Below are 11473 nucleotides of genomic sequence, written 5' to 3'. Positions count from 1 at the left end.
AAACCTGTCGCTAACTGCGTTAAAAATTTCTCATTTAGAACAACTAAATAACGAAATTTTTGCCTTGCTATCAACGAGGTTTTATTGCCTCAAAATAGACTACTTAATTAAGCGGATTGGTATAAGAGCAATTAAAGAGCGTGACACTTTTTATATTTTTTGCCGCTACCACAAGGGCATTCATCATTACGGCCAATTTTAATATCTGCAACTGGCGTTATATCACCATCAAGGTAACGCCATAAGCCATCTTCTTTAATAAAACGCGACTTTTCGTGTAACTCACAATACAAGTTTTGGTAAAAGTAATTTGCTTTAAATTCTACAAAGCCTTCTTGCTCGTTATGTTCAGTCTCTAAAACACTGAGTTTGGTAAAACGGCAGCTATTAGCAAAATCTTTAATTTCGCGAACCGGGTTCGCGGCTTGCTGGCTTTGTGCATAAGTACTAAATACATATTTTGCATCTTTTAGCGCGTATGCACTAAAACGAGAACGCATAAGTTGCTCTGGGGTATCAGCTTGGCTTGCACCGGTATGAAAAGGCTGGCAGCAAAGCTCGTAAGTCGATTCGCTGCCACAAGGACAAAGGGAGTGTGTGAGTGATGTCATAACAACTTACCTAAAAATGTAAATTGTTATTTTAACAAGCCTATTGTGGCTGCGGTACTAAATTGTTTAATTGAGCGCTTTTTGTAAAGCAATAAAACTTAGCTGATGCCTGATCTAGGTTTAAGTTCATCGAATCAAGTTGATGATTGTTTACAATATCTGTCCATGTGATCACAGCAGCAAAGTTACCGTTATGTAATGCTGAGCTAAGTACGTATTCAAGGTTTACTAAATGCTTTTGTCTGATCACAAGTAGTTTGCTGGTATCAATTGAACACGAATCTAATAATGCTTTGCTAGGAACATGATCAGGTGCAATTAATAGTGTCCATGCATTTTGGCTATTGTAATGATGTAATACTTTTAATAGCTCAAAGGTTGCTGATATTTCGTCTTCAATTTGAATTAAATTAACAGACGCTTTGTCGTTATCTTGTTGGTAGCTTTTAACTGTTCTTAAGGTAATTGGCTGTAACATAACTTTCACTCACTGGTTGTTTATACAGTATGTGTATACAGTAGTTTATACAGTGTTTTTGCGCAAGTACTTTTTTGCTATTTTTTAACCAATGATTCAGTTTTATGTTAATTAAAATGATTTAGTTCTTATTAAACATGTAGTTATAATTTTGGTTTGCAGAGTTAAAAAGCTAAAAAATTTAGCATTTAACTCATACAGTGTTTTGTACAGTACTGTGTAAGACGTAACATTTTTCTTTTATACAGGTGTTTTGCATAAAAAAGCCGGTATAAATACCGGCTCTTTATCTTTGCAATCTTGCTACTTATCTAAATAAGTATTCAAAAACTCAAGATATGCGTTTGAGGCTTTTATGCGGTTTTCCTTTTTAGTAAAACCATGGCCTTCATCATCAAATAATACATATTCGACAGGCACACCATTTGCCTTAACAGCGGCAACGAGTTCATCGCTTTCAACTTGTAAAACGCGAGGGTCGTTAGCACCTTGGATCACCATTAATGGCTTGGTGATGTTTTTAGCATGAAATAGTGGCGAAATTGCACGGTGACGTTCACCGTCTGTAGCTGGGTCGCCCATTTCGTCATACAGCGCCTTTTTAAAGCTTTCCCACCATGGTGGAATCGAGTTTAAGGTTCTAACCCAGTTTGTTACACCAAAGATGTTGATACCTACTTTGAACTCTTCAGGTTCAAAGGCAAGTGCGGCGGCGGTCATAAAGCCACCGTAACTTCCTCCTATGATGCCAATTTTGTCAGCATCGACCCAATCGAGGCTTTGTAGATGCTTTTTGCCGTATACGATATCTTGTAAATCATCAGTGCCATGCTTTTTGTCATCTAAATGGAAGAAGGTTTTACCATAGCCTGAGCTGCCACGGTTATTGACCGCAAAAATGGCATAACCGTGATTGACTAGATGCTGCTGCATTGCACTATAGCCTGTGCGGCTTTGGCCGCCAGGGCCGCCGTGCACCCACACTAAAGCTGGTACTTTGTTGTTGCTGTTAGCTTGCTTAGGCTTATATAAAACCCCAGGGATTTCTAAACCATCAAAACTTTTAAAGCGCACAATTGTGCTTTCAACCAAGTCATTTTGATTAATTGCATCACTTAATGTGTTGGTTAACTGTTTTGCTTTCGATTCACCGAGTTGCCACACAAATAGGTTACTTGGTGAGGTATCTGAATTTAAATAAAACGCCATGGTCTTTTCATCAGCTGAAAAATTAACACCACGTAAGTTACCAGCAGGCAGCGATGGCATGGCTATGCTTTTACCTGTGGTGGTATCGGTTATCGACACCTTAGTGCTTGCGTCGGCATTAACACCGCTTACTTGATAACGACCAGATTCAGAGAAGTAAATAAAGCTCACATCCCACTCATCTTTGAGGGCAGGGCTGTGCTTGCCGGTCGTTAAGTCATAGCGCCAAATTTCTGCAAACTCACCTTTAGCATCGGTTGAGTAATACAGTGATTTATTGTCTGTTGAGAAGGTTTCAGGGCCGTATTTGGCGTCGTCGTCATGGCGGGTAATGAGCTCTGGCTTCAGTGTTTTTTTACGCGTATCGAGAATGAACACATCGCTGTCTTTGTTCGAATTATTTTTAGATAAAGCAATAAAACGGCCATCAGGGCTGATCGCACCGACATCCAGTCCCATGGTGTTTTGATAAACAAGGGTTACTTCATAACTGCTAGCATCGACGCGATAAAGGTCCATAAACTTAGCATCACGTTGATTGCTGGTTATAAAAAATTGTTTCGCATCTTCAGTGAAGCCTGCAAAACCCGCGCGGGTTTCTTCACCTGGCGTAAGATCTTTAACTGTGCCGTCTGTTTCGCGAACATAGATGTGATAACGCTCGTTACCGCCAGAGTCTTTGGTAAATAATACGCGCTCATCATTAGGGAAATAAGCTACTGCATAAGTACTGTCTTCAAAGTCTGTTAAGCGGGTTTTTTTGGCTGTTTTTATATCTACTTCGTACAGGCTATAAATGCCGCTTTCGTCACTGCTAACGAGTATTTTGTCGCCTTTTGGTGAAAAGCTGCTGCCCATAATTGACGTTGTGTCAAAAAAGGTTTCAGCGTCATACTGTTTTACAGTTTGGTTTTGTTGCACGGTTTCGGTGCTGCTTGTTGATTGGGTTGATTGTGAACATCCTGCAAGTGCAAGGCTAAGTGCGCATGCAACAGCTGCTAGTTGAAAACTCGGTTTCATTGTAATTATTCCTTATCTATTTTTCGCTATAGAGTCTTGCCTGTTCATTATATAAACGCAAGTTTTACCAGTCCGATATTTGTTACAAATCATGTAACTAATTAGGGACAAGGAATGCGCTAGAGGGTTTATAAACAAAAAAACCAGCGCAATTTGCGCTGGTTTGGTTTTTCATAACAATTGGAATTGTTTTGCTAGCTTAAGCAGCGTCAGCTTTTTTATCGCTCTCGCCGCGGGCTACTTTACCTGCAACTAAGTCTGCTGGGTCAAAGTCGTCAACGTTAATAACGTCAAGACGGGCTTTTTCAACAGCAGCTAATTTGTCGGCTTCAGCTTGGCTTAAAATACCTGCTTCTAGGCCCATTTGCGCTACTTTATCAAGTTGGAAGAAAGGCAGTTTCACGCCTTTTTCACGGCATACCTTATCAAACAGAGGCTCAACTTCTAGTACGTCTTTAAGCGTTTGCTCTTGACGACCAACAAGGTTAAGTGGCTCGTTTTTAAGGTAAATGTAGTTAGCTAAACGGTTACGAGTTTCGCTTGGTACTTGTAATAAGTGTGCAAGTTTGTGCTCAAGCTTATCAGTAGGTTTACGAACTGGACGACCGAATGGGAATAACATGATTTTTAGCATTGCACGTAGTGGTGCAGATGGCATGTTATTGATTAAGTCAGCAAGTGCACGTTGGCAGTGGTAAAGGTGATCTTGGCAGCTCCATTGAACAAGCGCAAAATCTTCTTTTTTACGGCCTTCGTCGTTGTAACGTTTAAGTGTTGCAGATACAAGGTATAAGTAGCTTAGTAAGTCACCTAAACGTGCAGAGATACGCTCTTTACGTTTTAATGACCCACCAAATACCGCCATGCTAATATCTGACATTAATGCTAATGATGCACTGAAACGCGACGCAACACGATAAAACTCAGCGGTTTCGTCTTTGTACGGCGTACTTGTAAAACGTGCATTTGTGAATGCTAACCACTTAGTGCGAACAAGGTTCGAAATAGTAAAGCCAATGTGGCCCATTAACGCTTTATCGAATACTGCAAGCGCTTCTTCACGGTCTTCAATTGCACAAGCGCCTAGTTCAGTTAACACGAATGGATGACAACGAATTGCACCTTGACCATAGATGATCATGTTACGTGTTAAGATATTTGCACCTTCAACGGTAATCGCAATTGGTGCACCTTGGTAACCGCGACCTAGGTAGTTGTTTGGACCAAGCATAATGCCTTTACCACCATGAACATCCATGCCGTGAATTGTTGCTTCACGCATTTGCTCAGTTAAGTGGTATTTAATTATTGCAGATACAACCGATGGTTTTTCGCCAAGATCAACAGCACCTGTAGACATGCTAACTGCAGCATCAGAGCTATATGCGTAACCTGCAAGTTTAGCGAGTGATTCTTCAACACCTTCCATTTGACCAATTGGCAAACGGAATTGACGACGAATACGGCTGTATGAACCTGTTGCAAGCGCAATTGTTTTAATGCCACCTGTAGAGTTAGACGGCAAGGTGATTGCACGACCAACAGATAAACATTCAACAAGCATACGCCAACCTTGACCAGCCATTTTCGGGCCACCAATGATGTAATCAAGTGGTACGAAGATGTCTTTACCGCGAGTAGGACCATTTTGGAATGGTACATTTAGCGGGAAGTGACGACGGCCAATTTCGACCCCTGGGGTATCTGTTGGGATCAGCGCACAGGTAATACCAGGTTCTTTATCATCACCTAATAAACCGTCAGGATCTTGTAGTTTGAATGCAAGACCAAGTACAGTCGCAACTGGAGCTAGAGTAATGTAACGCTTGTTCCATGTTAGGCTAATACCGACAACTTCTTCACCATTCCACTGACCTTTACAAACAACACCGTAATCAGGAATTGCGCTTGCGTCAGAACCGGCTTCTGGTGATGTTAAAGCAAAACATGGAATTTCTTGACCACTTGCTAAGCGCGGTAAGTAATGATCTTTTTGCTCTTTAGTACCATAGTGCTGAAGTAATTCGCCCGGACCTAATGAGTTAGGTACACCTACGATAGATGAAAGTAACGTTGATTTACTTGTTAGTTTTTGTAGTACACACGATTGTGCATAAGCAGAAAACTCTAAACCGCCGTATTCTTTTTTGATGATCATGGCAAAGAATTTATTATCTTTTAGATATTGCCAAACATCTTGCGGTAAATCAGTTAGTTCGTGAGTTGCGTGCCAGTCATCTAGCATGCTACACACTTCTTCAACTGGACCATCAATAAACGCTTGCTCTTCGATAGTCAGTTTAGGTGCTGGGTATTGGTGTAATTTGTTCCAGTCAGGACGACCGCAAAATAGATCCGCTTCCCACCACGTAGTACCGGCATCGATTGCTGATTTTTCAGTTTCCGACATCGTCGGGGTTACTTTTTTGAAAGCAGCGAAGATAGGTTTGATGATGTATTGTTGACGAACGCCAGTCACAGAAAGTGGCACAGCGATAAGTAAGAATAGTAGCCAACTAATTGCGCCAAACGCGCCAGCAAATGTGCCAACAAGTAAAGTCGCAACGGCAATACCTAAGCAGGTATTCCAGCTTGCTCTGTGGTAACTCGCAATACTAAGCAGCACGAGTAAACCAAGTAAAAATATGAGAGTCATTGATTATTCCTTAATAGAGGTCAGACCACCTCTTTTAGAGTAGCGCTTGAAAAGCGAATTATCAAGAGGGGAACAGGGATTAAAACAGTCTGTGCAACGAGTTTTATTCATTTAAAAATGGCTATCAGTGCAAAAACATTTACAGCCAGTGAGGGATTGTTGAGTAATTACTTATAATCAGCGCCGTTATACTGGCAATTAGTTGTGAATTGCTCAGATAGTTCTGAAAATCTGAGCATAGCAGTTGCCATCTTTAACGCTATGTTTAACAATGAGCGCAGGCAGGGATCAGCCCATCATGCCTTCCTTCGATTAGTTTTATAGGTTAAGAGTTCTATGTGTGAGTTGCTTGGCATGTCGGCCAATATACCAACGGATATTTGTTTCAGTTTTTCAGGATTATTAGAACGCGGTGGTAATACTGGCCCGCATAAAGATGGCTGGGGCATCACTTTTTACGAAGGTAAAGGCTGTCGTACATTTAAAGATCCAGAGCCAAGTTGCCAATCAGAAATTGCCAAGTTGGTTAAAGCGTATCCAATAAAAAGTATTTCAGTGATAAGCCATATTCGCCAAGGAAACCGTGGTCGAGTGTGCCTTGAAAATACCCACCCATTTACTCGCGAGTTATGGGGCCGTGAAATTACGTATGCTCACAACGGGCAACTATCGAATTATCATGATTTAAAACCAGATTACTATCGACCTGTCGGTAATACCGACAGTGAGCTGGCGTTTTGTTGGCTGCTCGATAAAATTCGCGAAAAATACCCTAAACGCCCATCAAATATGGCGTCTGTATTTCGTTATGCTGCCAAGCTTGCCCACACACTGCGTGAAAAAGGCGTATTTAATATGCTGCTTACTGATGGAGTTTATGTTTTAGCTTATTGCACCAATAACTTACATTGGATCACACGCCGTGCACCGTTTGGCAAAGCGACATTAATTGATGCAGATATGGTGATTGATTTTCAAAAAGAAACCACACCAAACGATGTGGTTACTGTGATTGCAACACGGCCACTCACCAATGATGAACGCTGGCAGAAAATGGAACCCGGTGAGTTTGCCCTGTTTAAAATGGGCGAAAAAATCTAAATAAAAGATGAAGCGCTATTAAGGCGCTTCATTACTCACTTCATTTGTTACGGCCACTGGCGTGGTCACGGTGAATGAATTAAGCTGCACTTCAAATTGCTCTACGCCTTTTTCACCTTTCCACATACGAACTAGCATGTAGTCCATTTCTGGGGCAAACCAAGCAAGCGCTTGACGTTTATCATTATCGTACAAACGTTTTACTTTTATCGCTTCTACATTACCAACAGGTAGCGAAATCATTTCTGTGCCGATAACTTCAAAGTCGTAATTGCGAAGGTTGCCTTTTTTATCAATCAATGGATACGATAATTGTGTTTTACCTTGCTTTAACTCTTCGCGTACTTGTACTTGGTAAGACAGAGAGTCTTGAAAATCGTCTGACCAATCCAGCTTCAATGGGTATTTACTTTCGCTGCTTTGAACTTGCTTTTGCGCCGCATCAAATTTTAAGCTGTATTCTTTATCAGGCCCGGTGCCCGAACGTTCCATGGTGTAACTTAGCGGAGAAATTTTTTGATCATGGTACGTAAATTTAGATGTTTCTTTTCGTGAGTCTGAAAAAATCATCCATTCGATTTCACTGTGATAAGTGATCACGTAGTTACCGTCTGCGGCTTTTTTCAGCTCGCGTACTGCTTTACCATGGGTTTCGCCTTTACGAAGTACATCGTATTTGGCTTCATATTGAGTGAGGTCGCCAGCTAAAACACTGGTAGGAAGTAATAAAGTGCCCACACAAGCGAGTAGGGCACTTAGATTTTTATTCTGGGTAGTGCGCGCCGTGTGCAGGAAGTTTCTTTTCGTCAAAAACTGCATAATCTGCTTCCATCTTGAGTCGTTGTTCACTGAACCACTTGACCACCAATGGATAGATTATATGTTCTTGCTGATGAACACGTTGTGCGAGTGTCTCTGCGGTATCGTTTTCGAGTACCGGCACTTTGGCTTGAAGAACAACGGGACCGCCGTCTAGTTCTTCTGTGACAAAGTGAACACTAACACCATGAACGTCATCTTTTGCATCTATCGCTCGCTGGTGGGTATTCAGCCCTTGGTACTTAGGCAACAAAGAAGGGTGAATGTTCAACATTTTTCCCTTAAATTTTTGCACTAAGCTAGGTGTAAGAATACGCATAAAACCAGCTAATACAACTAGATTTGGTTCAAAATTGTCAATAATGTCCATTAACTCAGCATCATAGGCCTCGCGCGAGTCAAAATCTTTATGGCTAAGTACATGTGTTTGTATACCTGCATTTTTTGCTCGCTCAAGGCCATAGGCGTCGGCTTTATTACTAATTACAGCGGCGATTTCGGCCTTTATTTCACCACGCGCACACGCGTCGATGATGGCTTGAAGGTTAGAACCGCTACCAGAAATTAATACAACAAGACGACAAGGGGTCATTAGTCACGACCACCTAAAATTTCTACTTGCTCTTCGCCTGCTTTCGCATCTTGGATCTCACCGATATGCCATGCATTTTCGCCAAGATCTTTAAGAATTGTTAAGCTTTGCTCAAGTTTGTCTGCTGGAACAACTAAAATCATACCAACACCACAGTTGAATGTACGGTACATTTCGTGTGTTGTGATGTTGCCGTTTTCTTGTAACCAGTTGAAAACTACAGGCCATTCCCAGCTGTCACCTTTGATAACTGCTTTTGCAGACTCAGGAAGTACGCGCGGGATGTTTTCCCAGAAACCACCACCCGTGATGTGAGATAAGGCGTGTACATCAACCTGCTTGAATAGCTCAAGTAGTTGTTTAACGTAGATACGAGTTGGCTCTAATAGGTGATCGCCAAGTGTTTTGCCTTCAAGCTCAGCGCTCGTGTCTGCGCCAGATACTTCAAGAACTTTACGAATTAATGAGAAGCCGTTTGAATGAGGACCACTTGATGCAAGGGCGATTAATTGGTCGCCTGCAGCAACTTTAGTACCGTCGATAATTTTTGATTTTTCTACAACACCAGTACAGAAACCAGCCATGTCGTAGTCTTCGCCGTCGTACATACCTGGCATTTCAGCAGTTTCACCACCGATTAATGCACAGCCAGAAAGCTCACAGCCTTTACCAATACCTGTTACAACATCAGCCGCAGTATCTACGTCTAATTTACCCGTTGCATAGTAATCAAGGAAAAATAGTGGCTCTGCACCTTGTACAATAAGGTCGTTTACACACATAGCAACAAGGTCGATACCCACTGTGTCGTGCTTTTTAAGATCGATTGCTAAACGTAGTTTTGTACCAACACCGTCTGTGCCAGCAACCAGTACAGGCTCTTTATAGCCAGTTGGTAGTTCGCAAAGTGCGCCAAAACCACCGATACCGCCCATTACTTCAGGACGTCTGGTTTTTTTAACTACGCCTTTAATACGCTCAACAAGTGCATTACCGGCATCGATATCTACGCCCGCGTCTTTATAGCTAAGAGACTGTTTTTGTTCGCTCACAGGTTTTCCTCAAAAAAGTTGCATGTGGGTTGCTTAGAAACGCGCGTATTTTACAACAATTGCACTGGCGCGGCTAGTTGAAAAATCACTTTAACCGACTTGACAAGGACAGTTGTCCGGTTTTTTTGCTTTCAAGTTACAAGGCAAAAGTATCAAGCAAATGACCCTTCTACCTTGAAACTAGAAACTTCTTACTATTTGTTAAGCTTTCGCGGTTAAAATAGCGCGAAGAGGGGCAGGGTAACCTTCAATGGTTTTGCTGGTGTCATTTGGATCTAAAAAGTCGACCAGTGATTCGTTTTCCATCCACTGGGTTTTACGTTGTTCTTCAAGCGTTGTGATTGCACAGTCTTTAACTTGTACATCTTTAAAGCCAACACGTTCCATCCATAGTTTTAATGCCGCGGTGCTTGGGATAAACCACACATTACGCATTTTTGCATAGCGGTCGGTTGGCACTAAAACTGTGTGTTCATCACCTTCAACAACCAGTGTTTCAAGGACTAACTCACCCCCTGGGCGAAGCTGTGCTTTTAATTGCGCTAAAAAGTCGATAGGTGAACGACGATGATATAAAACACCCATTGAAAATACCGTATCGAATGCTTTTAGCTCAGGCAGAGCTTCAACACCTAACGGCAATAAATGCACGTTTTCATCTTGGTGATAATGCTTTATCGCTTGGAATTGGCATAAGAATAAATCAGATGGATCGATACCCACCACAAAATTTGCGCCTTCGCCGCGCATGCGCCACAAGTGATAACCCGAGCCACAGCCAATATCAAGCACTGTGCGGCCTTTTAACGGTTCGATATGAGGCAGTAAACGATCCCATTTCCAATCACTGCGCCACTCAGTATCAATCTCGATACCGTGTAAGCTAAAGGGTCCTTTACGCCATGGCATCATGCGCTTTAGTAAATGCGTTAACTGTTTTTGCTGACCTTCAGATAGTTCATCACCGGTGCCAATTTGTACTTTATCCTGAAGATTCACAAGGTTTGTGCTTACCTCAGGTAAGTTTTTCAGCACTTTTTGCCATTTCGGTAAATCGCCGTGGCTGGCTTCGAGTTCCCAGTGCTTTAATTGACCTGGCAAAGTTTCGAGCCAGTGACTTAGCGGGCTTTGTGCAATCGCAGCGTAAAATTGGTTAAACCATTGAGACATGAAATACTCTTTATATCGTTGTGATGATTACTTGATTGCAATCATCGAGCAGAAGTTAAAACATTGATACCACACTTGCGTTTGGCTAAAACCAATTTCACTTAATCGGTTTAAGTGGGTAGATAAATGATCAGGGCGCATGACATTTTCGATAGCCGTACGCTTTTGGCTGATCTCAAGCTCTGAATAGCCGTTGTGACGTTTGAAATCATGGTGTAAATCAATGAGCAAATTATCGCATTGCTCATTTTCACCTCTAATTTTTTCGCTCAGCAGCAAAACGCCGCCAGGTTTTAAATTTGCGTAAATCTTTTCAAGCACCGCTTGGCGCTTTTCAGGTGGAATAAACTGAAGTGTAAAGTTCATCGCTACCACAGAAGCATTCTCGATGGCTAAATCGTTGATATCACCTAGCGTAACTGTGACCGGCACGTCAGAGCGAAAACCCTGTAAATGTAATTTACAGCGCTCAACCATCGCTTCTGAGTTATCGACGGCAATAATATTACAGTTATCGGTGCGAATATTACGGCGCATACTTAACGTTACAGCACCAAGTGAACAACCTAAGTCGTATAGGTTTGAATTACTTTGCGCATACTCGCCAGCCAGTTTACCTATGGTGCTAACAATGGTTGCGTAACCCGGCACCGAGCGCTGGATCATATCAGGGAAAACTTCTACTACATGTTGGTCAAAGCTAAAGTCTTTAACCGCTTGCTCAGTGGCATAAATACTGTCTTTTTGCGTCACGTGAACAGTCTC

At 42.0% G+C, this 11473-nt stretch carries 10 protein-coding genes; 1 reads left to right on the top strand and 9 read right to left on the bottom strand.

Annotation, left to right across the window (positions count from 1 at the left end; all coding sequences use genetic code 11):
• Positions 1-131: 131 nt before the first annotated feature.
• From CWC28_RS05490 to fadE, 4 genes are all read right to left on the bottom strand, one after another.
• Positions 132-611: a YchJ family protein gene (locus CWC28_RS05490; protein WP_062564233.1), complete on the bottom strand. Its 480-nt coding sequence runs from the start codon at positions 609-611 to the stop codon at positions 132-134.
• 40 nt (positions 612-651) lie between these two features.
• Positions 652-1089: a SulA-like leucine-rich domain-containing protein gene (locus CWC28_RS05485; protein WP_063706205.1), complete on the bottom strand. Its 438-nt coding sequence runs from the start codon at positions 1087-1089 to the stop codon at positions 652-654.
• Between the two features lie 303 nt (positions 1090-1392).
• Positions 1393-3318, bottom strand: a complete 1926-nt coding sequence (locus CWC28_RS05480) for a S9 family peptidase (RefSeq protein WP_063705990.1) — start codon at positions 3316-3318, stop codon at positions 1393-1395.
• 199 nt (positions 3319-3517) lie between these two features.
• Positions 3518-5974, bottom strand: a complete 2457-nt coding sequence (gene fadE / locus CWC28_RS05475) for an acyl-CoA dehydrogenase FadE (RefSeq protein ID WP_063705988.1) — start codon at positions 5972-5974, stop codon at positions 3518-3520.
• Between the two features lie 336 nt (positions 5975-6310).
• Here fadE and CWC28_RS05470 point away from each other — a divergent pair, with 336 nt between their 5' ends.
• Complete coding sequence (locus CWC28_RS05470; RefSeq protein ID WP_138624849.1) at positions 6311-7075, top strand: class II glutamine amidotransferase; 765 nt, start codon at positions 6311-6313, stop codon at positions 7073-7075.
• An 18-nt stretch (positions 7076-7093) separates the two neighbouring features.
• Here CWC28_RS05470 and CWC28_RS05465 read toward each other — a convergent pair whose 3' ends face one another.
• The 5 genes from CWC28_RS05465 to cmoA all read right to left on the bottom strand — a co-directional run bounded on the left by CWC28_RS05465 (position 7094) and on the right by cmoA (position 11461).
• A complete protein-coding gene (locus CWC28_RS05465; RefSeq protein WP_082874091.1) occupies positions 7094-7894 on the bottom strand; it encodes a DUF3108 domain-containing protein in 801 nt (266 codons plus the stop codon).
• Positions 7839-8486: a phosphoribosylglycinamide formyltransferase gene (gene purN / locus CWC28_RS05460; protein ID WP_063705983.1), complete on the bottom strand. Its 648-nt coding sequence runs from the start codon at positions 8484-8486 to the stop codon at positions 7839-7841. Before purN ends, CWC28_RS05465 begins: the two co-directional genes overlap by 56 nt.
• Positions 8486-9538, bottom strand: a complete 1053-nt coding sequence (gene purM, locus CWC28_RS05455) for a phosphoribosylformylglycinamidine cyclo-ligase (protein ID WP_063705981.1) — start codon at positions 9536-9538, stop codon at positions 8486-8488. The genes purN and purM overlap by 1 nt, the downstream gene beginning before the upstream one ends.
• 201 nt (positions 9539-9739) lie before the next feature.
• On the bottom strand, positions 9740-10708 hold the full coding sequence (gene cmoB / locus CWC28_RS05450) for a tRNA 5-methoxyuridine(34)/uridine 5-oxyacetic acid(34) synthase CmoB (RefSeq protein WP_063705979.1): 969 nt from the start codon (positions 10706-10708) through the stop codon (positions 9740-9742).
• Between the two features lie 27 nt (positions 10709-10735).
• On the bottom strand, positions 10736-11461 hold the full coding sequence (cmoA, locus tag CWC28_RS05445) for a carboxy-S-adenosyl-L-methionine synthase CmoA (RefSeq protein ID WP_063706202.1): 726 nt from the start codon (positions 11459-11461) through the stop codon (positions 10736-10738).
• Positions 11462-11473 lie beyond the last annotated feature (12 nt).

The organism is Pseudoalteromonas sp. S4492, assembly GCF_005886115.1.
In the GTDB taxonomy this organism is placed as follows: Bacteria; Pseudomonadota; Gammaproteobacteria; order Enterobacterales; family Alteromonadaceae; genus Pseudoalteromonas; species Pseudoalteromonas gelatinilytica.
Note: the sequence above shows the minus strand (reverse complement) of the source record. Positions and strands in the feature narration are given on the sequence as shown.

Bases quoted from the DNA above. Each gene is read 5' to 3' on its own strand.
- CWC28_RS05490 (WP_062564233.1), bottom strand. From the start codon at position 611: ATGACATCACTCACACACTCCCTTTGTCCTTGTGGCAGCGAATCGACT.
- CWC28_RS05485 (WP_063706205.1), bottom strand. From the start codon at position 1,089: ATGTTACAGCCAATTACCTTAAGAACAGTTAAAAGCTACCAACAAGAT.
- CWC28_RS05480 (WP_063705990.1), bottom strand. From the start codon at position 3,318: ATGAAACCGAGTTTTCAACTAGCAGCTGTTGCATGCGCACTTAGCCTT.
- fadE (WP_063705988.1), bottom strand. From the start codon at position 5,974: ATGACTCTCATATTTTTACTTGGTTTACTCGTGCTGCTTAGTATTGCG.
- CWC28_RS05470 (WP_138624849.1), top strand. From the start codon at position 6,311: ATGTGTGAGTTGCTTGGCATGTCGGCCAATATACCAACGGATATTTGT.
- CWC28_RS05465 (WP_082874091.1), bottom strand. From the start codon at position 7,894: ATGCAGTTTTTGACGAAAAGAAACTTCCTGCACACGGCGCGCACTACC.
- purN (WP_063705983.1), bottom strand. From the start codon at position 8,486: ATGACCCCTTGTCGTCTTGTTGTATTAATTTCTGGTAGCGGTTCTAAC.
- cmoB (WP_063705979.1), bottom strand. From the start codon at position 10,708: ATGTCTCAATGGTTTAACCAATTTTACGCTGCGATTGCACAAAGCCCG.